Origin of the sequence: Agrobacterium salinitolerans, assembly GCF_002008225.1 — a bacterium.
GTDB classification, from domain to species: domain Bacteria; phylum Pseudomonadota; class Alphaproteobacteria; order Rhizobiales; family Rhizobiaceae; genus Agrobacterium; species Agrobacterium salinitolerans.
In genome coordinates, this window is the sequence record NZ_MRDH01000025.1 from 26,733 (window position 1) to 53,025 (window position 26,293).

Consider the following 26,293-nt stretch of genomic DNA (forward strand, 5'->3'; position numbering starts at 1 on the left):
GCGCGAATGCGGCTGGCGGTTTGCGCCTGCCGTGATTTGATATAATCTCCGCCCGAACCGTCGGGCGGTTTTGCGGATCACGGCGGACCTAGGGAGTGCAGAATGGTTTCAAAACGGCTGTCGCGTCTGGAAGGGCATCGTCGCAAGTTTCTCGCTGTTATCGATGACACACCGGAATGCGAAAGGGCCGTGCACTATGCCGGTCGTCGCGCCAAGAACTCCAATGGCGGTCTGGTACTGCTCTACATGATCCCGGAAGGCGATTTCCAGCAATGGCTGGGTGTCGAGCAGATCATGCGGGCCGAGGCGCGGGAGGAGGCGGAAGCCACGCTTGCGAAGATTGCCCAGAAGGTGCGTGAGACCATCGGCATCGAGCCGGAAGCGGTGATCCGTGAAGGCAGCGCAACCGAGCAGATCCACGGGTTGATCGAGGAAGACCGCGATATCGCGATTCTCGTTCTGGCAGCAGGCTCGACTAAAGAAGGGCCGGGACCGCTCGTTTCCTCCATCGCCGGGCGAGGGGCAGCCTTCCCGATCCCCGTCACCGTACTGCCGGATACTCTGTCGGACGAGGAAATCGACGCACTCTGCTGACGCCGGGGTTGGGGCAAGATTTAGGGGCTGACGATTTCTTGAATGTAATTATCATGTCAGGGCTTGAAGTGTAGCTTCGCCGGGCGTATTTTTTGGAAGAATTCTAAATTACGGGGCGTGAACCGCGGCCTCGAAGGAGACGACGATGTTCATTCAGACGGAAGCCACGCCCAATCCCGCCACGCTGAAGTTCCTGCCGGGCAAGGTGGTGCTGGAAAGCGGCACAGCGGAATTTCTCAATGCGTCGCAGGCGCAGGCCTCGCCCCTGGCGGAACGCCTTTTCACCATTCCGGGTGTGACCGGGGTCTATTTCGGTTTTGATTTCATCACCGTGACCAAGGACGATGCGGAATGGCAGCATCTGAAACCTGCCATCCTCGGCTCGATCATGGAACATTTCATGTCCGGCCGGCCGATCATGGGTACGGCGATTGCGGCCGAAGTCTCGGATGAGGAAGGCGAGTTCTTCGAAGAGGGTGACGAAACCATCGTCGCCACCATCAAGGAACTGCTGGATACCCGCGTCCGCCCCGCTGTGGCACAGGATGGCGGCGATATCACTTTCCGCGGTTTCCGCGACGGTACGGTGTTCCTGAACATGAAGGGCGCCTGCTCGGGTTGCCCGTCCTCCACCGCCACGCTGAAACACGGCGTTCAGAATCTGCTTCGCCATTTCGTGCCGGAAGTGCGCGAAGTCGAAGCGGTATAAAAGCGCAAGCCAGGCCATCATGATTGTTCTCGCACTCGACACTTCAGGCGTGGATTGTTCCGCCTGCGTCTATGACAGCACGTTTGACAGGGTGCTCGGCGAGGTCTGCGAAACGATCGGCAAGGGCCATGCCGAAAGGTTGATGGCGGTGATCGACGGCGCTCTGGAGCAGGCGCAACTGTCGCTCCAGAATGTCGAACGCATTGCCGTGACGATCGGGCCGGGGTCTTTCACCGGTATCCGCGTCGGGGTCGCTGCCGCACGCGGCTTTGCCCTGTCGCTCGGCGTCGAGGCCGTGGGCGTCACCACGCTTGAAACGCTGGCGCTTCATCATCTGCTCGAAAATCCCGGCCGGCCCGTGGCAGTCGGGCTGGATGCCAAACGCGGCGAAGCTTATCTCCAAACATTCGGCGCGGATGGGGCGCCGCTGCGCGATGCCGCGCTTCTGTCTCTGGACGACGCCCGAACGGCCACTAGTTGTTTCGACGGCGTCGTCATCGGTTCAGCCGCGCCGCTTTTGGCAGGGTCGGAGGCGGGTTCGGGGCCGGATCACTTCCCGGTCGCTTCGGTCGCGTTTGCTGCTGCGCGTAAGCCGGCTGGCCAGCCGAAACCTTCGCCGCTTTACCTGCGCGGGCCGGACGCCCGGCCGCAGACCGGTTTTGCGCTGGCACGTCAGGGCGTTGCCTGATAGGGCATTCGTCAGCCTGTGCGAATGATTCCCGTGATGCCCGATTCCTGTTATGTTTGACGACTATCTGACCTGGAAACCCTATTTCGAGATTGTGCCGATGCAGCATGAGGATTGCGCCGCGGTGGCGGAGTTGCATGCGCTGCGCTTTCCGCGCCCGTGGAACGACGGGGAGTTTTCCGGCCTGCTCACGCAAGGGGCTGTTTTCGGTGCTGTCGCACGCCAGACCAACGCCTTTTTCAGCAAGCCGCTCGGTGGTTTCGTGCTGGCGCGGGAAGTGGCGGGCGAGGCGGAAATCCTGACCGTTGCCGTGGCCGACAAGTTCGCACGCGCGGGGCTCGGCTGGCGTCTGATGCAATCGGCTATCCGCGAGGCGATGATGCGCGGCGCGGAAACCATGTTTCTCGAGGTGGATAATAATAACGCCTCCGCCGTCGGGCTCTATAAGAAGCTCGGCTTCAAAACTGTCGCGGAACGCAAGGCCTATTACACCGCCAAGGATGGAACGAAGTCGACGGCGCTTGTCATGCGCCGCGATCTTCGCTAGTTCCCTGCGACAGGCATTTTTTCGGCGAAAGCCGCAAACCGCGAGTCTCAAAAGGCCAGAAGACGTGACAGACCTTTCGAAAACGCTGGAGGAGCTTTGTGCCGAACGCGGCATGCGGATGACGGATCAACGCCGTGTTATCGCCCGCGTCCTTCAGGAGTCAGCCGACCATCCCGATGTCGAAGAGCTTTACCGCCGTTCCTCCGCCGTGGACCCGCGCATCTCGATTTCCACCGTCTACAGAACGGTGAAGCTGTTCGAGGATGCCGGCATCATCGAGCGTCACGATTTTCGCGACGGCCGCTCGCGCTACGAGACCGTGCCCGAAGAACATCATGATCACCTGATCGATTTGAAGAACGGCGTGGTCATCGAATTTCATTCAGCCGAGATCGAGGCCCTTCAGGAAAAGATCGCCCGTGAACACGGCTTCAAGCTCGTGGATCACCGACTAGAACTTTACGGCGTGCCGTTGAAGCCAGGCGAACGTTGAGACCCCGGTGAACGAGCGGGCGTTTTTCCCATGATGTGGCTCCGGACAGCCTATATTGCGGTCATTCTCCTGATCGTCACGCTTGTCTTGCTGCCGCTTCAACTGCTGGGCCTTGCCTTCGACTGGCGGCTTCGCCGTCGCATTCCGCGCCTCTGGCATCGCATCGCCTGCCATGTCCTCGGCATCCGCGTTCATGTGCACGGCGATGTGGAGCGGGCGAAACCGCTGATGCTGGCGGTCAATCATGCCTCGTGGAAGGATATCCTCGTTTTGGGCAGCATTGCCGATGTGGTATTCATTGCCAAGACCGAGGTGCGGGACTGGCCGGTGTTCGGCTGGCTCGCCCGCTTGCAGAAAAGCATCTTCGTTCAGCGTGAGCAGAAGCGCAGCACCGGCGCGCAGGTGAGCGAGATCGCCAGTCGCATGGCGGATGGCGAAATTGTCGTCCTGTTCCCCGAAGGCACCACCTCGGACGGTAACCGCATGCTCGCCGTCAAATCCTCGCTCTTCGGCGCGGCCTCCACCGCCGCTGAACAGGTGCCGGGAAAGCTGGTTTATGTCCAGCCGGTCGCCATTGCCTATACAAGGGTGCAGGGCATGGCCATGGGGCGTTACCATCGCGTCATCGCCGCCTGGCCGGGCAGCATCACGCTCGTGCCGCATCTGCTCGGCATCATCAGGGCCGGCGCCATCGATGTCGACGTGACATTCGGTGACAGCGTTCCGTTCCACAGCACGGATAACCGTAAGCGCTTGGCGACCGATGTTGCCGCCGCCATCCGCTCCATGCTGGCCTTCAGCCTGCGCGGCGGCTGGCGGAATTAGCGAGATCGTAGCTTTTCCGGCATTTTTCTGTTTAATCTGGCCGGGAAAAACACTAGATAGCCGCCATGACCCAGGAAACGCTTGGCCTTGACGCCACACCCATGATCGCCCGCAACGGTTCGAACAGCCGAAAGGTCTTCATCAAGACCTATGGCTGTCAGATGAATGTCTACGATTCCGTCCGTATGAGCGATGCGTTGGCGAAGGACGGTTACGTTCAGACCGAGGATATGGGCGAGGCGGATCTGGTTCTGCTGAACACCTGTCATATCCGTGAAAAGGCGGCTGAAAAGGTCTATTCGGCGCTTGGCCGCCTGCGCGACATGAAAAAATCGCGCGAAGAGCAGGGCCGCGAATTCATGATCGGCGTTGCCGGCTGTGTCGCGCAGGCGGAAGGCGAGGAAATCCTGCGCCGCGCGCCCGCCGTCGATGTCGTGATCGGCCCGCAGACCTATCACCGCCTGCCTGACGCCTTAAAGCGGGTGCGCGGCGGTGAGCGCGTCATCGAGACCGAGTATGCGGTTGAGGACAAGTTCGAGCACCTGCCGGTCGCGGAGAAAGCGACATTGCGGACACGCGGCGTCACGGCGTTCCTGACCGTGCAGGAAGGTTGCGACAAGTTCTGTACCTTCTGTGTCGTGCCCTATACGCGCGGTTCGGAAGTCTCCCGCCCCGTGCGCCAGATCGTCGATGAAGCGATGAAGCTCGTCGATGCCGGCGTGCGCGAGATCACGCTGCTGGGCCAAAACGTCAATGCCTGGCAGGGCGAAGGCCCGAAGGGCGAGAAATGGGGCCTTGCCGAACTGCTTTACCGGCTGGCGGAAATTCCCGGCCTTGCACGGCTTCGCTACACCACAAGCCATCCGCGCGACATGGACGAGCGCCTGATCGGCGCGCATCGCGATCTGCGCATCCTGATGCCCTATCTGCACCTGCCTGTTCAGTCCGGCTCGGATCGCATTCTCAAAGCGATGAACCGTCGCCATACGGGTGAGGAATATATCCAGCTCATTGAAAAAATCCGGAGCGCGCGCCCTGATATCGCCATGTCGGGGGATTTTATTGTCGGCTTCCCCGGCGAGACGGATCGCGATTTCGAAGATACGATGGCGATGGTCGAGACCGTGAAATATGCGCAGGCCTTCTCGTTCAAATACTCCACCCGCCCCGGCACGCCGGGAGCCGATCTCACCGATCAGGTTGCGGAAGAGGTGAAGGCCGAACGACTGGAAAGATTGCAGGCCCTGTTGCTGCGGCAGCAGAAGGAATTTGCTGAATCGCTGGTCGGAAAAACCATGGATGTGTTGCTGGAAAAGCCCGGTCGCATGCCTGAGCAGTTGATAGGTCGCTCTCCGTGGCTGCAATCCGTGAATCTTGATGCAAAGACGTTGAAAATCGGTGACATTGTTAATGTACGAATCACCGCAACGGGTCCAAACAGCTTGTTTGCCGAGGTGGCAGGGAGTTAGAGTGAGGAGCCGACACTGATTGGGACAGGAGCCTGACCGCTTGAACGCACACGAATTGGTATCAAATTCATCGCGCCAGCCACGCCAAGCCGCGACCGACGCCAATCACTTCGTCCTCACGTTCGAGAATAACAGGATAGCGGGAGAGCTATTCGGTCAGTTCGATCAGAACCTGAAGCTCCTGGAGCAGCGCCTCAATATCGACGCTCGACCGCGCGGCAATTCCGTCGCCATCACCGGCGATGTCGTTGCCACCAATCAGGCTCGTCGGGCGTTGGATTTCCTTTATGAACGGCTGCTCAAGGGCGGAACCGCCGAGGTTTCCGATGTCGAAGGCGCGATCCGCATGGCTGTGGCCGCGGACGACCAGTTGACCTTGCCGACGATGGAACGCAAGGCGAAGATTTCCATGGCGCAGATTTCCACACGCAAGAAGACCATCGCTGCCCGCACGCCGACGCAGGACGTCTATATGCGGGCGCTGGAACAATCCGAACTGGTTTTCGGTGTCGGTCCCGCCGGCACCGGCAAGACCTATCTTGCCGTCGCTCATGCGGCGCAGCTTCTGGAGCGCGGTGCGGTTGACCGCATCATCCTCTCACGCCCCGCCGTCGAAGCGGGTGAGCGTCTTGGCTTCCTGCCGGGCGACATGAAGGAAAAGGTCGATCCGTATCTGCGCCCGCTTTACGACGCGCTTTATGACATGATGCCGGGCGACAAGGTGGAGCGCGCCATTCAGGCGGGCGTCATCGAAATCGCGCCGCTCGCCTTCATGCGCGGCCGCACGCTGGCCAACGCCGCCGTCATTCTGGACGAAGCCCAGAATACCACGACCATGCAGATGAAGATGTTCCTTACCCGCCTTGGCGAGAACGGCCGCATGATCGTGACCGGCGACCCGAGCCAGGTGGATTTGCCGCGCGGCGTGAAATCCGGTCTTGTCGAGGCCCTGCAAATCCTTGGCGATGTGGAAGGCGTGTCCGTCGTGCGCTTCAAGGACGTCGATGTTGTTCGCCATCCGATGGTGGCGCGTATCGTCCGGGCCTATGAGTCCCATACGGCGGTGCCGGATGAGAGCCTCCTGAAGGGCGACTGACATAAAGACGATGACAGTTCTGGATATTCAAATCAGCGTCGAGGCCGAAGGCTGGTCCTCGGAAGAGGACTTGGCTGCCTTTGCCACCAGGGTGCTGGATGCGGCGGTCGATTTCCTGAAGCGGGAAGAGGACCAACCCTTCCCGAAAATGCCAGTGGAGCTGTCGCTGGTCTTCACCGACGACGAAAATATCCGGGAAATCAACGCCGAATGGCGTGACAAGGACAAGGCGACCAATGTCCTGTCTTTCCCGGCTTTTCCGCTGGAGCCGGGCGCAATGCCGGGCCCCATGCTGGGCGATATCGTCATCGCGCGCGAGACGGTTGAGCGCGAAGCCCTTGAACTTGAGAAGAGTTTCGAGGATCATCTGACCCATCTGCTCGTTCATGGGTTCCTGCATTTGTTCGGTTATGACCATATGGACGAGGAAGAAGCGGAAGAAATGGAGTCGCTTGAGACTCGCATTTTGGCGGTGCTTGGCCTATCTGATCCTTACGCGGGTCAGGAACCGCTTTAAATATTGTCTGGAGCCATGAACGAACATTCTGCACGACCTGCCAATGAGGGCAGAGAAAACGGCGAGCAGTCCTCTTCGGAGGAGGGCAGTAGTCACTTACGTCAGGACTACAATGCCAAACCGAAATCGACCATCTGGTCACGCATCGCACGGTTGCTGAAACCATCTCAGGGCGAGCGCCTGCGCGAGGATTTGACCGACGCGCTGATGGACGACACCGAAATCGGTGCGGCCTTTTCGCCCGAAGAACGGGCTATGCTCAACAATATCCTGCGTTTCCGCGAGGTTCGGGTCGAAGACATCATGATCCCTCGCGTGGATATTGATGGCCTCGATGAGAATATGACGATCGGCGAGGCGCTGATCCTCTTCGAGGAAACGGGGCGTTCCCGTATGCCTGTCTATGACGAGACGCTGGATAACCCGAAGGGCATGATCCACATTCGCGATCTGCTGGCCTATGTCGCCAAGCAGGCCCGCAACAAACGCCGGGCCGGTTCGCGAAGCGTTGCTTTCGGTGAGGTGAAGGCGCCGCGTTCACCGCGGCCGAATTTCGACCTGGGACGTGTCGATCTGGAGCAGACGGTCGCCGATGCCGGACTGGTTCGCAAAATTCTTTTTGCGCCGCCCTCCATGCTGGCCTCCGACCTTTTGAAGACGATGCAGGCCCAGAGAACCCAGCTTGCGCTGGTGATCGATGAATATGGCGGCACCGACGGTCTCGTCAGCCACGAGGATATCGTCGAAATGGTCATAGGCGACATCGATGACGAGCACGACAAGGACGAGGCGATGTTTTCGCGTCTTTCCGCCGATGTGCTTGTCGCGGATGCACGTGCGGAACTCACCGAACTTGCCGAGGCGATCGGTCCGGCATTCGATGTTCGTGAACACCTGGAGGAAATAGATACGCTCGGCGGTCTCATCTTCTTCGCGCTCGGCCGTATTCCGGCCAAGGGCGAGGTGGTTCGGGCCGTGCCAGGTTTCGAGTTCCAGATACTCGATGCCGATAGCAGGCGCATCAAGGGCGTTCGTATCGTCCGGGATCACGGCTCCGAAGGTGAGGATGATCGCGCTCCGGGCGAAGCGGACGCCAATGAGGTGATTGCGCTGCCTGCGCCCGATGTTCGCCTCATCACGCATCAGCAGAATGCCGATTAAGAAAGGTCGACGGGGTTTTCCCCGTCGCGCCCTTTTTCGACATCTCTCAATCCGGCAGCTATGAATGCCCGTGTTCGGCGTCGAAAAGAACATATGGCGCTTCGGTCGCCATGCCTCCTGTGGACTGCGAATCTTTTTTCCTTTACGTCGGGTCTGAGGGAAAATTCCGCGGCGCGGCCTTGTCGGCTGCGGGCTTTTCCCGACGCGCATAAACGGAGATGGCATGGAGCGTCTTGCAGGCAGGGTAATGCTGGCCGGCGGCATGAGCCGCGCAGTTATGGCGATTGCTGCAGGTGCGGTCGGGGCGCTCGCTCTGCCTCCATTCGGCTTTTTCGCGGCGCTGTTTTTCTCTTTCACCCTACTTGTCTGGCTCGTGGACGGCTGCACAGGCAAACCTGGGGGCGGCCTCTTCAGCCGCGTCATGCCGGCCTTCGGCATCGGCTGGTGTTTCGGGCTCGGTTACTTCGTGGCGGGCCTATGGTGGCTCGGCAATGCTCTTCTGCTGGAGGCCGATGAATTCGCCTGGGCGCTGCCGCTCGCCATTCTTGGCCTCCCCGCTTTTCTGGCATTGTTTTACGGTTTTGCGGTTGCGGCAGCCAACCTCCTCTGGTCGGAGGGCCTCGGCCGTATCGCTGCACTTGCTGCCGCGTTCGGTTTTTCAGAATGGCTGCGCAGCTTCCTGGCCACCGGCTTTCCCTGGAACGCGATTGGCTACGGCATCATGCCCGTCCCGATCATGATGCAATCGGTGCATCTGCTTGGCCTTTTCAGCATAACGACGCTTGCGGTTTTCATCTTCGCCTCGCCCGCACTGATAGGCACGAAAAAAGGCATGTGGCCGGGTCTCGCTGTGGCGGGCCTGCTGCTGGCCGGCCATTTCGGGTATGGCTTTTACCGTCTCCAGACGCCGGCGGAGGTGCCCGCAGACGCACTGACCGTTCGGATTGTGCAGCCTTCCATCGATCAGTCACGCAAGATGCTGAACGCGGACAGGGCGGAGATTTTCGGCGAGCATCTGCGGCTCTCGGCTCTGCCGCCGGGCGAAGGGAAAAAGCGCCCTGATATCATCGTCTGGCCGGAAACCTCCGTGCCGTTCATTCTGACGCAAAATCCGGATGCTTTGGCGGAAATCGCCAAAACGCTGGAGGATGGGCAGGTGCTGTTCACCGGCGCCGTCAGAATGGAAGATCAGGGTGCAGGCCGTCCGCCGCGTTATTACAATTCGGTCTATGCGATCGACAGCCAGGGCGAGATCATCGGCGCGACCGACAAGGTGCATCTGACCCCCTTTGGCGAATACGTTCCCTTTGAAGGTATCCTGCGGGAATTCGGCATCGACAATGTCATCGCTTTGCCGGGTGGCTTTTCCGCCGCTTCCTCGCGCACGCCGCTCACTCTTCCTTCGGGTAAGACCTTCTATCCTCTCATCTGTTACGAGATCATTTTCCCGGGTGAGATGACGCCGGGGCTGGCTGGCTCGGCCGCCATCCTGAATGTGACCAATGATGGCTGGTTCGGTGATACGCCTGGCCCCTATCAGCATTTTCTGCAGGCGAGAGTCCGGGCCGTTGAGACGGGCGTGCCGGTGATTCGCGGCGCGAATACCGGGATTTCAGCCGTCATAGACCCCTATGGCCGCATTATTGCGGGGCTCGATTACGGTCGGGTGGGAATTGTTGACGCCACTTTGAGTGGTGGGTCAAACGACGCATTTACTTACGACACACATCGGACGTATTTCTGGTTGATTTTTTCTATCTTGATGATCGTTGCGGTATTTCCCGCCTTGAGTTTCGCTCGGCGCTAGAATTGACCGGGAACCCCTGTAATTGCATAGTGAATACGTCAGTCGTAAAACAAGTTTAGACGCTGTCGAATTGCCGACTCATTTCTTCGAAATGTAATGAAGCGAGATATCAACCCTTTCCGAGTGTCAGGACCGCATGATGACCGAGAATAAGAAAAAGCCTAACCCGATCGACATTCATGTCGGAAGCCGAATTCGCCTTCGCAGAACCATGCTGGGCATGAGTCAGGAAAAGCTTGGCGAAAGCCTCGGAATTACCTTTCAGCAAATCCAGAAATATGAAAAAGGCACGAACCGCGTCGGCGCCAGCCGCCTCCAGAATATTTCCGGTATTCTCAATGTGCCCGTTTCCTTTTTCTTCGAGGATGCACCCGGCGATCAGGCTGGTGGCACGACCGGTATGGCAGAAGCCTCTAGCTCCAATTACGTGGTCGACTTTCTGTCCTCGGCTGAAGGTCTGCAGCTGAACCGCGCCTTCGTGAAGATCGCCGATCCGAAGGTTCGCCGCCGTCTCGTCGATCTCGTCAAGGCGCTCGCCGCTGAGGGTGACGCCGAGTAAGCGCAGCCCGCGCGACGCAGAAAATTTCCGGCACGGGATGCCGGGCACTCAACGGTCCGCAAGGACCGTTTTTTTGTGCGCGATTAGAAAGGAATTCTCACATAAAGATATATTTATGTGGTTGTGTCCTTGTTTTTCACGACCGAAATGACTAACAAACTCCAAGACCGTTCTTTGAGGGGAATCCCGCATGCGTGCCAATTATCTGTTCACCAGCGAGTCCGTGGCTGAGGGTCATCCGGACAAGGTTTGTGATCGTATCTCCGATGAAATCGTGGATCTCATCTATCGTGAAGCGTCCAAGACGGGCGTTGACCCGTGGACCGTGCGCATCGCATGCGAAACGCTTGCGACCACCAACCGCGTCGTTATCGCCGGTGAGGTTCGGGTTCCCGATACGCTTCTGAAGAAGGACAAGGACGGCAAGGTTCTCAAGGACGCCGCTGGCCACCCGGTCATCAACCCTTCGAAGTTCAAGTCCGCCGCCCGCAAGGCGATCCGCGACATCGGTTACGAGCAGGATGGTTTCCACTGGAAGACCGCCAAGATCGACGTTCTCCTGCACCCGCAGTCTGCCGATATCGCGCAGGGCGTGGATAACGCTTCCGACAAGCAGGGCGACGAGGGCGCCGGTGACCAGGGCATCATGTTCGGTTACGCCTGCAAGGAAACGCCGGACCTGATGCCGGCGCCGATCTATTATTCCCACCGCATTTTGCAGCTGCTGGCCACCGCCCGTAAGAGCGGTGAGGGCGAAGCGGCAAAGCTCGGCCCCGACGCCAAGAGCCAGGTGACCGTTCGTTACGTCGACGGCAAGGCTTCGGAAGCCGTGTCCATCGTTCTGTCCACCCAACACCTCGATGCCAGCTGGGACTCGAAGAAGGTGCGTGAGGTCGTCGAACCCTATATTCGCGAAGCTCTGGGTGACCTGAAGATCGCTGACGATTGCCAGTGGTATATCAACCCGACGGGTAAGTTCGTCATCGGCGGTCCCGATGGCGATGCCGGCCTGACTGGCCGCAAGATCATCGTCGATACCTATGGCGGTGCTGCTCCCCATGGCGGCGGCGCATTCTCCGGCAAGGACACGACCAAGGTCGACCGTTCCGCCGCTTATGCCGCCCGCTATCTCGCCAAAAACGTCGTGGCTGCTGGTCTGGCGGAGCGCTGCACGATCCAGATTTCCTATGCGATCGGCGTCGCCCAGCCGCTGTCGATCTATGTCGATCTGCATGGCACCGGCAAGGTCAGCGAAGATCAGGTCGAAGCCGCGATCCGCAAGGTCATGGACCTGTCGCCGTCGGGCATTCGCCGTCATCTCGATCTTAACAAGCCGATCTACGCCAAGACCTCCTCCTATGGCCATTTCGGCCGGAAAGCCGGCCGCGACGGCTCCTTCTCCTGGGAGAAGCTGGATCTGGTGAAGCCGCTTAAGGAAGCTCTGAGCGCTTGAAGCATTTCCGGTAAAACTGCGTCGCGGTTTTACGTCCGGAGAAGGCGCGGCTCTTTCTAAGCTTGTCATTCGGCGGCGATTGAGAGATACCGACTGCACCTTTTGTAACCCGCACAGTGCCCAACGCGGTGCTGTGCGGGTTAAATCTATTTGTTGTTGAGAGTATGAGATGACGGAAGAACGGCGTTCGCGCGCGACGGAAGCGTTTTTTGGCAGACGCAAGGGTAAGCCTCTGCGCAATCAGCAGGTCGATACAATCGAGAACCTGTTGCCTTTGCTGAAAATCGATCTGGAAAGCGCCCCGCCGCAAAATCTTGCCGCTCTTTTTCCCGCGGATGTGCGGTCGATCCGTCTGGAGATTGGTTTCGGCGGCGGCGAGCATCTTGCTCACCGCGCGGTTGAAAACCCCGAGACGGGTTTCATCGGCGTCGAGCCCTTCGTTAATTCCATGGCCAAGCTGCTCGCCACGGTCCGCGAACGCGAGCTGATGAATATCCGCCTTTACGACGATGATGCGACGCAGTTGCTCGACTGGTTGCCCGAGGGATCGATCGATCACATCGACCTGCTTTATCCCGATCCGTGGCCGAAGAAGAAGCACTGGAAGCGCCGTTTTGTCTCCGACGTCAATCTTGCCCGTTTCCATCGTGTGTTGAAGCCCGGCGGCAAGTTCTGCTTTGCTTCCGATATCGATACCTACGTCAACTGGACGCTGCAGCATTGCGCCCGCCACGGCGGCTTCGAATGGACGGCAACAAGTGCTGACGACTGGCGCACGCCCTATGCCAACTGGCCGGGCACGCGCTACGAGAACAAGGCGAAAAGAGAAGGCCGCAGCTCGGCCTATCTCACTTTCATCCGTCGCTAAAGCATTTCCAGTAAAATTGCGCAGCGGTTTTACGTCCGGAAAATGCGCTAACGAAAATATCCCTCAGAGAGCCGCATCCACTTCCGCTGCAAGCGGAATGGAAGGCTGCGCGCCGGCGCGCGTGCAGGCGAGCGAGCCTGCGACAGCGGCGCGCTTCAGCGCCTTTTCGAAATCCATCCCCTGATCGAGGCTGGCGGCAAGATAACCGCAGAAAGTATCGCCCGCACCGACCGTATCGACCGGCTCGATCTTGAGGCCGGAAGCCCGGAAAACCTTGCCGTTGCGCATGGCGATCACGCCGTCTGCGCCAAGCGTTACGATCAATGTCTGGCCGGTCCTGTCGTGCAGGGTTTTCAGTTCATTTTCCCGCTCAGAAGCGGAAAGGCCGTTCTTTCCGACCAGCAATTCGAACTCGGTTTCGTTGGCGATGACAATATCGGCAAGGCCCGCAAGGCGCGGTCCATCCGCGGTCAGTGGCGCAGTATTGATGACGGTGGTGACGCGCTTTGCCTTCGCAGCCGTCAGCGCCGCTTCGATAGCGGACGCGGGTATCTCAAACTGCAACATCAAGATATCACCCGCCGACATTTCAGCCAGGGCTTTCGCGGCGTCGGATGCGGAGACTTCACCATTGGCGGCGGGAATGACCGAGATCATGTTTTCCCCGCCTTCGCCGATAAGGATCACTGCCGTCCCCGTAGGGCCGGGCGTGGTCTTCACCAGTGAGAGATCAGTGCCGGCGTCGCGCAGCAAGGTCAGCGCCGGTGCGGCAAAGGTGTCATCGCCCGCAGCCCCCGCCATCTTCACCGTGGCGCCCGCACGTCGCGCGGCCAGCGCCTGATTGGCGCCCTTGCCACCGGCGGCAGTGGAAAAGGCCTCGCCCGTCACGGTTTCACCGGGCTTGGGCAGGCGTTTGGCGGTGGCGACGAGGTCCATGTTGATGGAACCGAAAACAGTAATCATGGGGCGCTGGGTCCGTATGAAATTTGAGCAAGGCGGCGACTTTGCCCGAGACGATCACTCGTCGTCAACTACCCGCAATTTCGCCGCACCGGCCCGGTTTTCCGCAAAGCGCCGGGCCTGCTCGATTTCTCCATGCGAAGCCTCTTTTTCCGTCGGCGAAAAATCGAGGCCTTCGATCTTCTGGCCCCGCGCCAGCACCTTGTCGGAGGAGATCAGCATCATGTCGACGTCTTTCTGGGCCAGCCCGAAATGGGCTTGCAGCTTGCGCGTCCTGTCGTCCAGCCGCCGCACATCGTCCATCAGAAGGGCGACTTCACCCTGAATGAGATGCGCCTGCTCGCGCATGCGCTGGTCTTTCAGAACGGACTGAATGACCTGTACCGAGAGCATCAGCAGCGACGGCGAAACGATGACGACCCGGGCGCGATGGGCGCGCTGCACCAGATATTCGAAATGCTGGTGAATATCGGCGAAGATCGATTCGGAGGGCACGAAGATGAAGGCCGTATCCTGTGTCTCGCCGCGGATGAGGTATTTCTCGGCCACATCGCGAATATGCACTTCCATATCGCGGCGGAACTGTTGGACGGCGGCGCGTTTGGTTTCGGGCGTCTCGTCCGCCTTGATTGCATTCCATGCCTCCAGCGGAAACTTGGCGTCGATGACCAGTGCTGGCGCATTGTTCGGCATCTTGATGATGCAGTCGGGCCGATAACCGTTGGAAAGCGTCGGCTGGAGCTGGAACGCCCCGGCGGGAAGCGCATCGGCGATCAGCGTTTCCATGCGCGCCTGCCCGAAAGCCCCGCGTGTCTGCTTGTTGGAAAGAATGGCTTGAAGCCCGACAACGTCTTTTGCCAGATCCTGAATATTGCCCTGCGCGGCATCGATGACAGCCAGGCGCTCCTGAAGGCGGCTCAGATTTTCATGGGTCGAGCGGGTCTGCTCGGTGAGCGTTTCGCCAAGGCGTTGCGACATGCCGTCGAGGCGCTGGTTCAGCGTCTGGCTCATCTCGGTCTGGCGCGTGCCAAGCGTTTCCGCCATGGCCGCGATCCGCCCGTGCAATTCGGACTGTGTTTTCAGGAGATCGGAGATTTCACCGTCAGCTCCAGCCTTTTTCGACCGGTTTGCCGTCACAAGCCACGCCACGGCGAGGCCGAAAACCGCGGCAGCGAGAAGCGCGCCGAAGCTGATATCGACGGAGCCGGCCCGCAGCGCGGGTTGAAGGAGAACTGAAAAGTCTATGCTCATGGCCAAATCTAACAGATTTCCAATGATTCGTAAGATCAAAACAAGAACATTCCTGCGGCAGAAATGAGTCAGGCGGGGCACATGCCGGAGGCGGTTTGAACCTCGTGTTTTTTATTTCCTCCGCGCAAGAGATACGTTATGGGAAGCCATGACCATCAAACCGCTTATCATTTTGCCCGATCCCGTGCTGCGTCAGCAATCCAAGCCCATCGAACAGGTGGATGCTGAGGTGCTGCGCCTTGCCGACGATATGCTCGAAACTATGTATGATGCGCCGGGTATCGGCCTCGCCGCCATTCAGATCGGCGTGCCGCGCCGCATGCTGGTGATCGACGTGGCACGCGAAGGTGAAGAAAAGGCTCCGGTCGTTTTCATCAATCCGGAAATCCTCAAAGTGTCGGACGATGTCTCGACCTATGAGGAAGGCTGCCTCTCCATTCCCGACTATTATGCCGAGGTGGAGCGCCCAGCGTCGCTCACGGTGCAATATGTCGGCCGTGACGGCAAGCAGCAGACGGTCGAGGCGGACGGTCTGCTCGCGACCTGCCTGCAGCATGAGATCGACCACCTGAACGGCGTTCTCTTCATCGACCATATTTCGCGGCTCAAACGCGACATGGTCATCAAGAAATTCACGAAAGCGGCCCGCGCAAAGATCTGATCCGGCCTCTTTGGGCTGGAGTGGATGACAGGGAAGGGGGCGACGATGGCTCTTCGCATCATTTTTATGGGCACGCCGGATTTTTCCGTTCCCACGTTGCGTGCACTGGTGGATGCGGGCCACGAGATCGTTGCCGTCTACACCCAGCCGCCGCGTCCCGGCGGCCGCCGTGGTCTCGATTTGCAGAAGTCGCCGGTCCATCAGGCAGCCGAATTGCTGGGGCTGCCGGTGCTGACGCCCGTAAATTTCAAGGCCGAGGAAGACCGCAAGCAGTTCCGGGATTTCAACGCCGATGTAGCCGTCGTCGTCGCTTACGGTCTGCTTTTGCCTGAAGCGATCCTCTCCGGCACGCGTCTCGGCTGTTATAATGGTCACGCCTCCCTGCTGCCGCGCTGGCGCGGGGCTGCCCCCATCCAGAGGGCGATCATGGCCGGCGATGCCGAAACCGGTATGATGGTGATGAAAATGGAAAAGGGGCTTGATACCGGCCCCGTCGCGCTCACCGCAAAGGTCGCGATCGACGAGAATATGACGGCGGGCGAACTGCATGACAGCCTGATGCTGGCGGGTGCGCGGCTGATGCGGCAGGCGATGGACAAGCTGGAGGCAGGCGACCTGCCCCTCGTCACGCAGGCGGAAGAGGGTGTTCTATACGCCGCGAAGATCGACAAGGGCGAGACCCGTATCGATTTTTCAAGGCCCGCACAGGATGTCCATAACCACATTCGCGGCCTGTCGCCGTTCCCCGGCGCATGGCTGGAGATGAATATCGGCGGCAAACCCGAACGCGTGAAGGTTCTGGCCTCCGAACTGGCAAGCGGAATGGGAGAAGCGGGCGCAGCGCTCGACGATGCTCTGACCATTGCCTGCGGTAGCGGCGCCGTGCGGCTCACCCGTTTGCAGAAGGCGGGTGGCAAGCCGATGTCGGCGGCCGATTTCGTGCGTGGCACACCGGTTCCGACCGCAACGAGGCTCGGCTGATGCCACGTTTCCGCATGACCGTCGAATATGACGGCACGCCTTATTACGGCTGGCAGAGACAGGATAACGGCCCCTCGGTTCAGGGCGCGCTGGAGGCTGCGGTTCGCTCGTTGACGGGAGAGAGCGTCTCCATTCGCGGTGCCGGCCGCACCGATTCCGGCGTGCATGCCGTTGGACAGGTCGCCCACATCGATCTTTCCCGCGATTGGGAACCCTACAAGCTCCGCAATGCCTTGAACGCGCATCTCGCCATGGCCGGTGAGGCCGTGGCCGTGCTCGATGCTGCAGCCGTGACGGAGGATTTCGACGCCCGTTTTTCAGCGCTACGCCGCCATTATCTCTATCGCATCATCTGTCGCAAATCCCGGCTGGCGCTGGAGCACAAGCGGGCATGGTGGGTATCGAAGGATATGGACCACGAGCGCATGCATGAAGCCGCACAGATGCTGGTCGGCCGGCATGATTTCACGACCTTCCGCTCCGTGCATTGTCAGGCGAACAGCCCCGTGCGCACGCTCGACCGGCTGGACGTGACCCGCAACGGCGACCTCATCGAAATCCGCGCGACCGCGCAAAGCTTCCTGCATAATCAGATACGCTCCTTCGCCGGCACGCTGAAGATGGCAGGTGAAGGCACTATGACGCCTGATGATGTGCGTGCAGCGCTGGAGGCACGAGATCGCAAGGCCTGCGGTCCCGTTGCGCCGCCGGACGGTCTTTATTTCATGCAGGTCGATTATCCCGATGTCATTCCGCCGCGCCGCCGCCCCGAAGTCGAAGTGACGGAAGACGCGGACTGACCTGAAGCCTCACTGCCTCTCAGGCCGGATAGACGCCGAGAAAACGCTGCAATGCTTCCGACAGCAACATGGCGGGCACCAGCAGCGTCATGACGACGGCCGAGACGAGCAGCGACTGGTCGCGGATGAAAAATCTGACGATCCGCGAAAAAGCGAAGACCAGCGACAGAAGCAGTGCCAGCCAGAGAATGGCGATCAACCCCTGCAGCGGCGGCAGGAAGAATGCGATCAGGATGAGAACCGCATAGGCATAAGAAAACGGCAGCGACAGCCAGTTCACGGTGGTGACGAGCGGCGCGAATTTTTCCCGGGCGCCAAAGGCATAGAGCAACATGCCGATCAGCAACAGCGGCACGATCCAGCAGATGGCCTCGACCATCGCCAGACGGAAAAAGAAGATGAAGCCCGTTCCCGTTCCGGGCGGATAGCTGGCGAGATAGGCGGCGCGCAGCCACAGCCAGGAAACCAGCATGGCCGGCAGGCACCACAGCGCCGAATAGAAGGATCGCCACATGCCGCGCTCGGAGAGATCGAGATACCGCGCGCCATTATGATCGCCGAGCAGCAGAAGCCACAGGCCTGTCAGATAGAGCCTTACTTCACTTGCCGTCGGCATGGGCGAACCAGCGTTCGATAAAGGTCTCGTAAATGCGTGTCAGCATCTCGAGATCGGCAACGGCCACGCGCTCGTCGACCATATGCATGGTCTGCCCGACAAGGCCAAATTCCACGACAGGGCAATAATCCTTGATGAAGCGCGCATCCGAGGTGCCGCCCGTGGTCGAAAGCTTCGGTTCTTTGCCTGTCACGGCTTCCACCGCACCTGACAGCGATGAGATGAGCGCATTGTTGCGCGTCAGGAAGACGTGGCTCGGACGGTCCGCCCAGACGATCTCATAGTTCACCGGTGCGCGGTCGGGGCGAAGCTCGCCTTTGGCTGCGGCGGCATCGAGGCGGCGGATGATTTCCGCCCGCAGGCTCTCTGCTGTCCAGCTATCGTTGAAACGAATGTTGAAGGCCGCCGTCGCCCGCGCCGGGATGACATTGGTGGCGGCATTACCGGTGTCGACGGTCGTCACTTCCAGATTGGAAGGTTGGAAATCATCCGTGCCATGATCGAAGGCCGGATGCATCAACGCATGGGTAAGCTGCAAAAGACCGCGAATGGGGTTGTCGGCGAGATGCGGATAGGCGGCGTGGCCCTGAACGCCATGGACCGTGATCCGGCCCGAGAGCGAACCCCGGCGGCCGATCTTGATCATGTCGCCCAGCTGGTCGGGGTTGGTCGGCTCGCCCACGACACAGGCGTCCCATGTCTCGCCTCTGGCGGCTGCCCATTCCAGCAGCTTGGAAGTGCCGTTGATCGACGGGCCTTCCTCATCGCCTGTAATCAGGAAAGAAACGGACCCCTGCGGCTTGCCGTGTTTTTCGATATGGCGGGCAATGGCCGCCACGAAACAGGCGATGCCGCCTTTCATGTCCACCGCACCGCGACCGTACATTTCCCCACCGGCGATGTCTGCCGAAAAGGGCGGATGGCTCCATGCGCACTCATCACCCACGGGAACGACATCCGTATGGCCCGCAAACATCAGATGCGGACCTTCGGTGCCGAGCCGTGCATAGAGGTTTTCCACGTCAGGAGTGCCGGCCTCCGTCGCCATCACACGCTCCACCGCAAAGCCGAGCGGCGAAAGCAGGGTGTCGAGCAGGGAAAGCGCGCCGCCTTCCGCAGGCGTTACCGAAGGGCAACGGATGAGGGCGGCGAGATTGGCAACGGGATCGGTCGTGGTCATGGTATCAGCTTTTATCAGTCGCGCAGAAGCTCGTTGATGCCGGTCTTGGAACGGGTCTTTTCATCGACGCGCTTGACGATCACGGCGCAATAGAGGCTTGGGCCCGGTTCGCCGTTCGGGAAAGGCTTGCCCGGCATGGTGCCGGCAACGACGACGGAATAGGGTGGCACTTCGCCATAGGTGATCTCGCCGGTAGCGCGGTCCACGATCTTGGTGGATTTGCCGATGAAGACGCCCATACCGAGAACCGCGCCTTCACGCACGATGCAGCCTTCGACGACTTCCGAACGGGCGCCGATGAAGCAATTGTCCTCGATGATCGTCGGGCCCGCCTGCAAGGGTTCCAGAACGCCGCCGATGCCGACGCCGCCCGAAAGATGCACATTCTTGCCAATCTGCGCGCAGGAGCCGACCGTCGCCCAGGTATCGACCATCGTACCTTCATCGACATAGGCGCCGAGATTGACGAAGGACGGCATCAGAACGACGTTTTTGGCGACATAGGCAGAGCGGCGCACGACGGCGTTCGGCACGGCGCGGAAACCGGCGGCGCGGAACTGGTTTTCACCCCAGTTTTCGAACTTCGACGGCACCTTGTCCCACCAGGTGGATTCGCCCGGTCCGCCGGTCACGATTTCCATGTCGTTCAGGCGGAAGGACAGAAGCACGGCCTTTTTCAGCCACTGGTTCACCTTCCAGTTTCCGTCAGCCTGCTTTTCGGCCACACGCGCCTTGCCGCTGTCGAGAAGTTGAAGAGATGTGTCCACGGCGTCGCGAACCTCGCCCTTCGTCGATACGTTCACACCATCGCGGTTGTCGAATGCGGTTTCGATGATGGTTTCGAGGGAGGTTAGATCCGTAAGGCTCATGGAAAATTCCTTGAATGTCGCGTGGTGTTCATGGTCACGGATGGTCCCGCGCCGCTGGAAGGCTTTGGTCATTTGATCTAAGGGAGTGTTGGAAAGGCGTCAATGTGATTTGGATGATTTGGCGCGTCAGACGAAAGGCATGGAAATGACACGACTGAAAAACGGCAAATTGCGGCGCAAGGACGGGGTATGGGACCCGTTGAAGCGCAGCTCTGCGGACAAGCAGCAGGCCGAGGTCATTCCCAGGACGCCACAGTCGGATTCCCCGTCCTACCGGCTTGCCTATGCGGACATGGATTTTCTCTGCCGCGAGGAACTGCGTCCCGTCAGGCTTCAGCTGGAACTTCTGAAGACAGAAATGGTGCTGGCCGAGCGGGGCATCAAATCCACCGTCGTCATGTTCGGCGGCGCCCGTATTCCTGAACCCGGCGGCGAGGCCTGGGCGGCGCGCAACGAGACGCAGAAGCGCAATCTGGAGCAATCCTCAGTTTATTACGACGAGGCGCGCAAATTTGCCCGTCTCTGCACCGATTATGCCGCGAAATCAGATCACCTCGAATATGTCGTGGTCACCGGCGGCGGTCCCGGTGTCATGGAAGCGGGCAATCGCGGCGCTGCCGATGCCGGCGGCCCGTCTATCGGCCTCAACATCGTCCTGCCACACGAGCAGGCGCCGAACCCCTATGTAACACCGGAGCTGAGCTTCAACTTCCACTATTTCGCCATTCGCAAGATGCATTTCCTGATGCGGGCGAAAGCGGTGGTGATCTTTCCCGGCGGTTTCGGCACGCTTGATGAGCTCTTCGAAACGTTGACGCTTATCCAGACGAAGCGCATGGAGCCCATTCCGCTCGTCCTGTTCGGTGAGAAGTTCTGGCGATCGGTAATCAATTTCAAGTTCCTGGCGGATTTCGGCACCATTGCACCGGATGATATGAATTTGCTGCATTTCGCCGAAACGGCTGAAGATGCATGGAAAGTCATCTCGGCCCACTACGAACACTGATTATGCTTGGCGCGGCGAAGTAATTTTAGGGTTTAATTAGCAATCTTCTTCTAATTTCACCTCGTCGCGCTGCAGCGCACTGTCCCCTGCGGACGGGCCTCCATGACGGAGATTTATCATCCGTTGACGTCAGCCTTCTTCGGGCGGGCGATTTGATCGAGGCCAAAATGTTCAATTTCCAAGTGAAGTCGCTTGCGACGAAGCTGATCCTCGTAACCGGCTGCGCCATCACCACGGTTCTCGTTGCATCGAATTCCTTTCTCATTTCCCAGACGAGTGAGCGCGTGCACGCGCTGACCATGGATCAGGCCAATACCGAAGCGCGCGCCATCGCCAATGTGATCGCCGCCGATGTGGGCGAACTCGGCAGCGCCGCACGCTCCATGGCCGGCGTCATCGGCCGCGCGCATCAGGCGAAATCGATGGACCGGCCCGGCATCGTCAACATCCTCAAGGCCAATGTCGAGCAGAATACTTTTGCTTTCGGAAGCTGGTTTTGCGAGCAGCTCGGCCTTTTTGATGGACAGAGCACGGAGATTGCGGGCAGGCTCGATCTTGGCACCAATGAAAACGGCGCGTTTGCCCCCTATTGGTCGAAGACCCAGAAGGGCGACATCCAGTTTTCGACCTTCAAGAACGATTATGCGGCGGAATGGTATGCGCTCGCCGCCAAATCCGGCAAGGGCGCCATTACCCAGCCTTATCTCGCCGAAGGCACGGAAGTACCCACAACCATGACCTCGCTTGCCTATCCGGTCATGTCGGACGGCAAGATGATTGGTGTGGCGGGTGTCGATATCTCGCTGGCCTCGCTGTCGCAGAAGCTGCAGGCGCTGCATCCTTTCGAAACCGGCCGCGTAACGCTCGTTTCGCAGGGCGGCCAGTGGCTGGTGCCGCCGACGCCCGAGCAGAACATGAAGGCTTACGACGGAGACGGTGCGAGCACCGTGCAGGCGGCGATTACCTCCGGCAAACAGGGCCTCATTGAAAATCTCGGCCTCGATACGGACGCGCCCTATAACCGTCTCGTCTATCCCTTCGCCGTTCCGGGCCTCAACGCGACCTGGGTGGTGCTGGTGGATATTCCCCATCAGGCCCTGAACGCACCGGTTCAGGAACAGACCTACATGATGATCATCGGTGCGATCGTCATTCTCGCTGCCGTCATCACTGCGCTTTATTTCGCCGTGCGCCATTTCGTCCGCAATCCGCTTGCCTCGCTGGTTTCCGACGTCAGGACGCTGAGCGACGGTCGCTACGATGTACCGGTTTCCGGACAGGAGCGCCGGGATGAGACGGGTGCGGTAGCTACTGCACTTGAAGGTTTCCGCGCGAAGCTTGCCGGTATCCGCGAGATGGAGGCCGAAGCCGAGGCCCAGCGTGGTCACGCGGAAACGGCGCGCCAGCGCTCGGAATCCGAGCGTACTGAAAACAGCCGCATGCAGCAGCACATTGTCGGCGTGCTGGGTGCTGGCCTCAATGCGCTTTCGCAGGGCAATCTCACCTACCGTATCGAAGACGAGTTCCCCGGCGAATATGCGAAGCTGCGCGAGGACTTCAACTCGGCGCTCGCCAGCCTCGAGGAAACCGTTTCCACGGTCAACGCAACCGTCGTCAGCATCGGCAACGGCACCGGCGAGATCACCCGCGCAGCCAGCGATCTTTCGCACCGCACGGAACAGCAGGCCGCAAGCCTGGAAGAAACCGCCGCCGCCCTCAATGAGCTGACCGCGCAGGTGAATTCCAGCGCGGAAAACGCCGCAGAGGCGGCCGGAGCCGTCAGCCATGCCTGCGACGATGCGGGCAAATCGGGTGAAGTCGTGCAGCAGGCCGTGAACTCCATGGAAGGCATCGCGCAATCCTCTGCCGAAATCTCCCGCATCATCGGCGTTATCGACGAGATCGCCTTCCAGACCAACCTTCTGGCGCTGAATGCGGGTGTGGAAGCCGCGCGCGCCGGTGATGCCGGCAAGGGCTTTGCCGTCGTAGCACAGGAGGTGCGCGAACTGGCGCAGCGGTCTGCCACCGCGGCCAAGGAGATCAAGGGCCTCATCAACACCTCGGCCACCCAGGTGGACGAGGGCGTCCAACTGGTCGGCAAGGCCGGTGCGACGATGAAAAAGATCGCCGATCAGGTTCTGCAGATCAACCAGTTGATACGGCAGATTTCCGCCTCCGCCAGCGAGCAGGCGGTAGGCCTTAAAGAGATCAATTCCGCTGTCACGCAGATGGATCAGGTTACCCAGCAGAATGCGGCGATGGTGGAAGAAACCACGGCGGCCAGCGTGACGCTGAACAGCGAAGCCGAAACGCTGAAGTCGCTCGTGGCCGGTTTCTCCGTTTCCGGCGGCCACTCCAGCCAGCAACTGCGCGCCACGGCGGCGGCAATGCGCGCCCCCGCCGCTCCGGCAAGGGCGCAGGCTGCGGCTCCTCGCGCCCGTCCGAGAACCAGCGGTGCAAACGCGCTGGCGCAGGATGACTGGACGGAGTTCTGACAGGCCTTCCTGACTTCAAATAAAAAGGGCCGCTGGGGATACCAGCGGCCCTTTTTGGTGTTCGTATTCCGTCACAGACGGGCGAAACGTTCCGTCAGTAATTCGAAGAAGCCGTCGGCGTCCACCTTGCGCATCACACGGGCATTGGCGGGCCGTTCGGTAACATTCCACCAGTCCACCACTGTCATGCCCATGGTCAGCTCGGAATGGACCTCGATTTCGACATTGCATTCGCGACCTTCGAACAACTCGGGCTTGATGAGATAGGCAATGACGCTCGGGTCATGCAGCGGACCGCCATCCGAACCGTACTTCTCAATATCGAAACGTTCGAAGAATTCCAGCATTTCAGCCATGGCGATGGCCGGCCGCGTGCCAATGTCGCGAATGCGGCTGACCCGAGCCTTGGTCGTCAGCAACTGATGGGTGACGTCGAGCGGCATCATGACGATCGGCATGCCGGAGCGGAAGACGATATCGGCGGCCTGCGGGTCGACATAGATGTTGAATTCCGCCGCCGGTGTGATGTTGCCGCCCTCGAAGAAGCCACCGCCCATCATCACCAGCTCCTTGACGCGATCGGCGATTTCCGGGGCCTTCAGGAGCGCCAGCGCCACGTTGGTCAGCGCGCCGAGCGTGCAGAGCGTTACGGTGCCGGCGGGTTCCCGCATCAGCGTTTCAATGATGAAATCGACCGCATGCTGCTTTTGCGCTTCCATGGTCGGCTCATCGAGAACCGGGCCGTTGAGGCCGGTGCTGCCGTGAACATGCTCGGCGGTGATGGGCTTGCGCACCAGCGGCTTCTCCGCGCCCTCATAGACGGGAATATCGGTGCGGCCGCACAATTCGCAGATGATGCGGATGTTGCGGCTGGTCAGTTTCAGCGGAACGTTGCCGGCAACGGCGCACAGCCCGAGAATGTCGATTTCGTCAGGGCTCCCAAAAGCGAGCATGATTGCCGCCGCGTCGTCCTGGCCCGGATCGGTGTCGATGATGATTTTTCTGCGTTCTGCCATGTCTTGCCCGCCGTTGAGATGAGCGCTTTTTTCGAGCGGCGGGTGCTCACTTGTCAAGCCTCATTCCCCGGTATCCCCTTTGCTCGTCGCCGCGTCTTGCGTATTGCGGTTGTGCTTCCCATATTGCAGGGGCCGGTGCGATTGACCGGCAAGGCTGCCGGAAGCGGGGCCGCGAAACGTCGCTTGGTTGCAAGGACAAAAGAGACATGAGCCGCATGACGCCATTCACCCACCCGCTTTTGCTGGGTTTTGATGCCATGGAAAAAACGCTGGAGCGCATGGCGAAGGCCAATGACGGCTATCCTCCCTATAACATAGAGCGTCTGCCCGGCAACGATGACGTGCCCGAGCGCCTGAGGATTACCATCGCGGTTGCCGGTTTTTCGCAGGACGATCTGGATGTCACGACGGCCGATAACCAGCTTGTCATCCGCGGCCGCCAGCAGGAACAGGAGAAGCGCGATTTTCTCTATCGCGGAATCGCGGTGCGCCAGTTCCAGCGGGTCTTCGTGCTCGCCGACGGCATGCAGGTCAGGGAGGCGCGCCTGCGCAACGGCCTTCTTTCCATCGATCTGGTCCGGCCGGAAATTTCAAACGTGGTGAAGAAAATTAATATTTCTGTCTCAGAGTAGACCATGAACGCCGGAATCCGACACGAATCGCTCGGCGTGAAGAAGGAGGCTGAAATATGCTGTTGAAAGAAGCGCATGCGCGTCTCACCCAATCCCAGCTCGCCCATATCGGCGAAGGAGAAGTGGGATATATCCGCAAGATTCGCGCGGAAGACGTCAGCCGCTGTTTCCCGGAAGCGCCCGATCTCGATCCGCAGTTGGACCTTTGGGCGCTGTTCGGTGCAGATGGTACGCCGATCCTCCTGACGGACAACCGGTCCAGTACGTTTTTCAAGGCTGCCGAAGACGATCTCCAGACCGTCAGCCTGCATTGAAGAAAAAAGCCCGCTTTTGAGCGGGCTTTTCTTTCGCGGGTTAAAGGAACGGGCGGTCCGGCATGTCGTCGATGGAGATGACGCCGTCCTTGTTCTTGTCCAGCCGTTCAAACATCTTTTCGCCGGCGGCGGTGAATTCGGCCTTGCTGACCTGACCGTTCTCGTCGGTATCGGCCCAGCGGATCAGCGCGAAACCTGCGCCCTTGCCGCCATGCTTGCCCCATCCCTGATGGCCAAAACGGCCGCCATGTTCGCGCTCGGCATGTCTTTCGGCGCGCTTGCCCTCGGGGCCCTTGCCGTCTTCGGCTTTGGCCTCCTCACGCTCGGGACGGGGATTGGCGGCGCGGAAAGCTTCCATTTTCGCCTGGCGATACTCACGCATTTCCTTCGGCGTGATCGAGCCGTCCTTGTCCTTGTCGATCTCGGTGAAGAGCGCGTCCTGACGGGAGGCGAATTCTTCCTTGGAAATCTTGCCGTCCTTGTTGGCATCCGCAACCTTTAAGAGGTGAACGAAGGCGGCTTCCTGGCGGATTGGCATGCGATCCTTATGGCCTTTGCCGGGTGCGGCGAAACTTGCCGTTGCGGCCGTGCTGAGCACAAGGGCTGCGCCAAGAGCAGACAGGGCGATTTTTCGTGTGGTCATCGTCATTACCTTTCTTTGGTGTCCCTGAAGAGAAGATAGTGACGTCCAGCAAGCCCCACCACTTAAACATCGGTAAGGTGTAT

Annotated in this window: 28 protein-coding genes; 21 read left to right on the plus strand and 7 right to left on the minus strand. The window is 59.8% G+C overall.

Features of this window, described 5'->3' with window-relative positions:
- Positions 1-102: 102 nt before the first annotated feature.
- The 14 genes from BS627_RS17300 (at position 103) to trmB (ending at position 12,786) form a co-directional block, all read left to right on the plus strand.
- Entirely contained in the window at positions 103-594 is a 492-nt protein-coding gene (locus tag BS627_RS17300; protein ID WP_003503758.1) for a universal stress protein, read from the plus strand.
- 145 nt (positions 595-739) lie between these two features.
- Positions 740-1,303: a NifU family protein gene (locus tag BS627_RS17305; protein WP_077984420.1), complete on the plus strand. Its 564-nt coding sequence runs from the start codon at positions 740-742 to the stop codon at positions 1,301-1,303.
- A gap of 19 nt (positions 1,304-1,322) precedes the next feature.
- The gene (tsaB, locus tag BS627_RS17310) at positions 1,323-1,991 is read left to right on the plus strand and encodes a tRNA (adenosine(37)-N6)-threonylcarbamoyltransferase complex dimerization subunit type 1 TsaB (protein WP_077984421.1); all 669 of its coding nucleotides are present in this window, start codon (positions 1,323-1,325) and stop codon (positions 1,989-1,991) included.
- A gap of 52 nt (positions 1,992-2,043) precedes the next feature.
- Complete coding sequence (locus BS627_RS17315) at positions 2,044-2,538, plus strand: GNAT family N-acetyltransferase (RefSeq protein WP_077984422.1); 495 nt, start codon at positions 2,044-2,046, stop codon at positions 2,536-2,538.
- Positions 2,539-2,602: 64 nt separating this feature from the next.
- Entirely contained in the window at positions 2,603-3,031 is a 429-nt protein-coding gene (locus tag BS627_RS17320) for a Fur family transcriptional regulator (protein WP_077984423.1), read from the plus strand.
- Positions 3,032-3,061: 30 nt separating this feature from the next.
- Positions 3,062-3,856 carry a lyso-ornithine lipid O-acyltransferase gene (olsA, locus tag BS627_RS17325; RefSeq protein WP_077984424.1) on the plus strand — a complete coding sequence of 265 codons (795 nt, stop codon included), beginning with the start codon at positions 3,062-3,064 and terminating at the stop codon, positions 3,854-3,856.
- Between the two features lie 65 nt (positions 3,857-3,921).
- Entirely contained in the window at positions 3,922-5,325 is a 1,404-nt protein-coding gene (gene miaB / locus BS627_RS17330) for a tRNA (N6-isopentenyl adenosine(37)-C2)-methylthiotransferase MiaB (protein ID WP_162520625.1), read from the plus strand.
- Positions 5,326-5,365: 40 nt separating this feature from the next.
- A complete protein-coding gene (locus tag BS627_RS17335; RefSeq protein WP_077984425.1) occupies positions 5,366-6,421 on the plus strand; it encodes a PhoH family protein in 1,056 nt (351 codons plus the stop codon).
- A 10-nt stretch (positions 6,422-6,431) separates the two neighbouring features.
- Positions 6,432-6,938, plus strand: coding sequence for an rRNA maturation RNase YbeY (gene ybeY / locus BS627_RS17340; RefSeq protein ID WP_077984426.1), 507 nt, complete (start codon positions 6,432-6,434; stop codon positions 6,936-6,938).
- Between the two features lie 15 nt (positions 6,939-6,953).
- Entirely contained in the window at positions 6,954-8,099 is a 1,146-nt protein-coding gene (locus BS627_RS17345; protein ID WP_077984427.1) for a hemolysin family protein, read from the plus strand.
- Positions 8,100-8,322: 223 nt separating this feature from the next.
- A complete protein-coding gene (lnt, locus tag BS627_RS17350) occupies positions 8,323-9,906 on the plus strand; it encodes an apolipoprotein N-acyltransferase (RefSeq protein WP_077984428.1) in 1,584 nt (527 codons plus the stop codon).
- A gap of 139 nt (positions 9,907-10,045) precedes the next feature.
- Positions 10,046-10,465 (plus strand): helix-turn-helix domain-containing protein, encoded by a 420-nt coding sequence (locus tag BS627_RS17355; RefSeq protein ID WP_077984475.1) that lies wholly within the window; start codon positions 10,046-10,048, stop codon positions 10,463-10,465.
- Between the two features lie 190 nt (positions 10,466-10,655).
- Positions 10,656-11,918 carry a methionine adenosyltransferase gene (gene metK, locus BS627_RS17360; RefSeq protein ID WP_077984429.1) on the plus strand — a complete coding sequence of 421 codons (1,263 nt, stop codon included), beginning with the start codon at positions 10,656-10,658 and terminating at the stop codon, positions 11,916-11,918.
- Positions 11,919-12,087: 169 nt separating this feature from the next.
- Positions 12,088-12,786: a tRNA (guanosine(46)-N7)-methyltransferase TrmB gene (gene trmB, locus BS627_RS17365; RefSeq protein ID WP_003503731.1), complete on the plus strand. Its 699-nt coding sequence runs from the start codon at positions 12,088-12,090 to the stop codon at positions 12,784-12,786.
- Positions 12,787-12,849: 63 nt separating this feature from the next.
- On the opposite strand, the gene BS627_RS17370 is transcribed toward trmB, so the two are convergent.
- Both BS627_RS17370 and BS627_RS17375 read right to left on the minus strand, forming a co-directional pair.
- Positions 12,850-13,749, minus strand: a complete 900-nt coding sequence (locus BS627_RS17370; protein ID WP_077984430.1) for a ribokinase — start codon at positions 13,747-13,749, stop codon at positions 12,850-12,852.
- A 54-nt stretch (positions 13,750-13,803) separates the two neighbouring features.
- Entirely contained in the window at positions 13,804-14,997 is a 1,194-nt protein-coding gene (locus BS627_RS17375) for a DNA recombination protein RmuC (protein WP_162520626.1), read from the minus strand.
- 148 nt (positions 14,998-15,145) lie between these two features.
- On the opposite strand from BS627_RS17375, the gene def reads away from it, so the two are divergent.
- The 3 genes from def to truA are packed head-to-tail and all read left to right on the plus strand — an operon-like array spanning position 15,146 to position 17,439.
- Positions 15,146-15,658, plus strand: coding sequence for a peptide deformylase (gene def, locus BS627_RS17380; protein ID WP_077984432.1), 513 nt, complete (start codon positions 15,146-15,148; stop codon positions 15,656-15,658).
- Between the two features lie 45 nt (positions 15,659-15,703).
- Positions 15,704-16,639 carry a methionyl-tRNA formyltransferase gene (gene fmt / locus BS627_RS17385; RefSeq protein ID WP_077984433.1) on the plus strand — a complete coding sequence of 312 codons (936 nt, stop codon included), beginning with the start codon at positions 15,704-15,706 and terminating at the stop codon, positions 16,637-16,639.
- Positions 16,639-17,439, plus strand: a complete 801-nt coding sequence (gene truA, locus BS627_RS17390) for a tRNA pseudouridine(38-40) synthase TruA (RefSeq protein ID WP_077984434.1) — start codon at positions 16,639-16,641, stop codon at positions 17,437-17,439. Before fmt ends, truA begins: the two co-directional genes overlap by 1 nt.
- Positions 17,440-17,458: 19 nt before the next feature.
- Here truA and BS627_RS17395 read toward each other — a convergent pair whose 3' ends face one another.
- From BS627_RS17395 to dapD, 3 genes are read right to left on the minus strand one after another with little or no spacing between them, the layout of a single operon-like run.
- Positions 17,459-18,055 carry a hypothetical protein gene (locus BS627_RS17395; RefSeq protein ID WP_077984435.1) on the minus strand — a complete coding sequence of 199 codons (597 nt, stop codon included), beginning with the start codon at positions 18,053-18,055 and terminating at the stop codon, positions 17,459-17,461.
- Entirely contained in the window at positions 18,039-19,235 is a 1,197-nt protein-coding gene (gene dapE / locus BS627_RS17400) for a succinyl-diaminopimelate desuccinylase (RefSeq protein ID WP_077984436.1), read from the minus strand. Before dapE ends, BS627_RS17395 begins: the two co-directional genes overlap by 17 nt.
- A gap of 14 nt (positions 19,236-19,249) precedes the next feature.
- Positions 19,250-20,104 carry a 2,3,4,5-tetrahydropyridine-2,6-dicarboxylate N-succinyltransferase gene (dapD, locus tag BS627_RS17405; protein ID WP_059759385.1) on the minus strand — a complete coding sequence of 285 codons (855 nt, stop codon included), beginning with the start codon at positions 20,102-20,104 and terminating at the stop codon, positions 19,250-19,252.
- Between the two features lie 145 nt (positions 20,105-20,249).
- On the opposite strand from dapD, the gene BS627_RS17410 reads away from it, so the two are divergent.
- Both BS627_RS17410 and BS627_RS17415 read left to right on the plus strand, forming a co-directional pair.
- Positions 20,250-21,110 carry an LOG family protein gene (locus BS627_RS17410; RefSeq protein WP_089153265.1) on the plus strand — a complete coding sequence of 287 codons (861 nt, stop codon included), beginning with the start codon at positions 20,250-20,252 and terminating at the stop codon, positions 21,108-21,110.
- A 167-nt stretch (positions 21,111-21,277) separates the two neighbouring features.
- Complete coding sequence (locus BS627_RS17415) at positions 21,278-23,605, plus strand: methyl-accepting chemotaxis protein (RefSeq protein WP_077984476.1); 2,328 nt, start codon at positions 21,278-21,280, stop codon at positions 23,603-23,605.
- Between the two features lie 71 nt (positions 23,606-23,676).
- On the opposite strand, the gene BS627_RS17420 is transcribed toward BS627_RS17415, so the two are convergent.
- On the minus strand, positions 23,677-24,621 hold the full coding sequence (locus tag BS627_RS17420; RefSeq protein WP_077984438.1) for a nucleoside hydrolase: 945 nt from the start codon (positions 24,619-24,621) through the stop codon (positions 23,677-23,679).
- 206 nt (positions 24,622-24,827) lie between these two features.
- Here BS627_RS17420 and BS627_RS17425 point away from each other — a divergent pair, with 206 nt between their 5' ends.
- Both BS627_RS17425 and BS627_RS17430 read left to right on the plus strand, forming a co-directional pair.
- Positions 24,828-25,253: an Hsp20 family protein gene (locus tag BS627_RS17425; protein ID WP_077984439.1), complete on the plus strand. Its 426-nt coding sequence runs from the start codon at positions 24,828-24,830 to the stop codon at positions 25,251-25,253.
- 56 nt (positions 25,254-25,309) lie between these two features.
- Positions 25,310-25,567 carry a BQ00720 family protein gene (locus tag BS627_RS17430; protein WP_003520040.1) on the plus strand — a complete coding sequence of 86 codons (258 nt, stop codon included), beginning with the start codon at positions 25,310-25,312 and terminating at the stop codon, positions 25,565-25,567.
- Between the two features lie 40 nt (positions 25,568-25,607).
- Here BS627_RS17430 and BS627_RS17435 read toward each other — a convergent pair whose 3' ends face one another.
- A complete protein-coding gene (locus BS627_RS17435; protein ID WP_077984440.1) occupies positions 25,608-26,216 on the minus strand; it encodes an EF-hand domain-containing protein in 609 nt (202 codons plus the stop codon).
- Positions 26,217-26,293 lie beyond the last annotated feature (77 nt).

Excerpts from the sequence above, each read along its gene's own strand:
- BS627_RS17300 (WP_003503758.1), top strand. The coding sequence starts at position 103 with ATGGTTTCAAAACGGCTGTCGCGTCTGGAAGGGCATCGTCGCAAGTTT.
- BS627_RS17305 (WP_077984420.1), top strand. The coding sequence starts at position 740 with ATGTTCATTCAGACGGAAGCCACGCCCAATCCCGCCACGCTGAAGTTC.
- tsaB (WP_077984421.1), top strand. The coding sequence starts at position 1,323 with ATGATTGTTCTCGCACTCGACACTTCAGGCGTGGATTGTTCCGCCTGC.
- BS627_RS17315 (WP_077984422.1), top strand. The coding sequence starts at position 2,044 with ATGTTTGACGACTATCTGACCTGGAAACCCTATTTCGAGATTGTGCCG.
- olsA (WP_077984424.1), top strand. The coding sequence starts at position 3,062 with ATGATGTGGCTCCGGACAGCCTATATTGCGGTCATTCTCCTGATCGTC.
- miaB (WP_162520625.1), top strand. The coding sequence starts at position 3,922 with ATGACCCAGGAAACGCTTGGCCTTGACGCCACACCCATGATCGCCCGC.
- ybeY (WP_077984426.1), top strand. The coding sequence starts at position 6,432 with ATGACAGTTCTGGATATTCAAATCAGCGTCGAGGCCGAAGGCTGGTCC.
- BS627_RS17345 (WP_077984427.1), top strand. The coding sequence starts at position 6,954 with ATGAACGAACATTCTGCACGACCTGCCAATGAGGGCAGAGAAAACGGC.
- lnt (WP_077984428.1), top strand. The coding sequence starts at position 8,323 with ATGGAGCGTCTTGCAGGCAGGGTAATGCTGGCCGGCGGCATGAGCCGC.
- BS627_RS17355 (WP_077984475.1), top strand. The coding sequence starts at position 10,046 with ATGACCGAGAATAAGAAAAAGCCTAACCCGATCGACATTCATGTCGGA.
- metK (WP_077984429.1), top strand. The coding sequence starts at position 10,656 with ATGCGTGCCAATTATCTGTTCACCAGCGAGTCCGTGGCTGAGGGTCAT.
- trmB (WP_003503731.1), top strand. The coding sequence starts at position 12,088 with ATGACGGAAGAACGGCGTTCGCGCGCGACGGAAGCGTTTTTTGGCAGA.
- BS627_RS17370 (WP_077984430.1), bottom strand. The coding sequence starts at position 13,749 with ATGATTACTGTTTTCGGTTCCATCAACATGGACCTCGTCGCCACCGCC.
- BS627_RS17375 (WP_162520626.1), bottom strand. The coding sequence starts at position 14,997 with ATGAGCATAGACTTTTCAGTTCTCCTTCAACCCGCGCTGCGGGCCGGC.
- def (WP_077984432.1), top strand. The coding sequence starts at position 15,146 with ATGACCATCAAACCGCTTATCATTTTGCCCGATCCCGTGCTGCGTCAG.
- fmt (WP_077984433.1), top strand. The coding sequence starts at position 15,704 with ATGGCTCTTCGCATCATTTTTATGGGCACGCCGGATTTTTCCGTTCCC.
- truA (WP_077984434.1), top strand. The coding sequence starts at position 16,639 with ATGCCACGTTTCCGCATGACCGTCGAATATGACGGCACGCCTTATTAC.
- BS627_RS17395 (WP_077984435.1), bottom strand. The coding sequence starts at position 18,055 with ATGCCGACGGCAAGTGAAGTAAGGCTCTATCTGACAGGCCTGTGGCTT.
- dapE (WP_077984436.1), bottom strand. The coding sequence starts at position 19,235 with ATGACCACGACCGATCCCGTTGCCAATCTCGCCGCCCTCATCCGTTGC.
- dapD (WP_059759385.1), bottom strand. The coding sequence starts at position 20,104 with ATGAGCCTTACGGATCTAACCTCCCTCGAAACCATCATCGAAACCGCA.
- BS627_RS17410 (WP_089153265.1), top strand. The coding sequence starts at position 20,250 with ATGACACGACTGAAAAACGGCAAATTGCGGCGCAAGGACGGGGTATGG.
- BS627_RS17415 (WP_077984476.1), top strand. The coding sequence starts at position 21,278 with ATGTTCAATTTCCAAGTGAAGTCGCTTGCGACGAAGCTGATCCTCGTA.
- BS627_RS17420 (WP_077984438.1), bottom strand. The coding sequence starts at position 24,621 with ATGGCAGAACGCAGAAAAATCATCATCGACACCGATCCGGGCCAGGAC.
- BS627_RS17425 (WP_077984439.1), top strand. The coding sequence starts at position 24,828 with ATGAGCCGCATGACGCCATTCACCCACCCGCTTTTGCTGGGTTTTGAT.
- BS627_RS17430 (WP_003520040.1), top strand. The coding sequence starts at position 25,310 with ATGCTGTTGAAAGAAGCGCATGCGCGTCTCACCCAATCCCAGCTCGCC.
- BS627_RS17435 (WP_077984440.1), bottom strand. The coding sequence starts at position 26,216 with ATGACGATGACCACACGAAAAATCGCCCTGTCTGCTCTTGGCGCAGCC.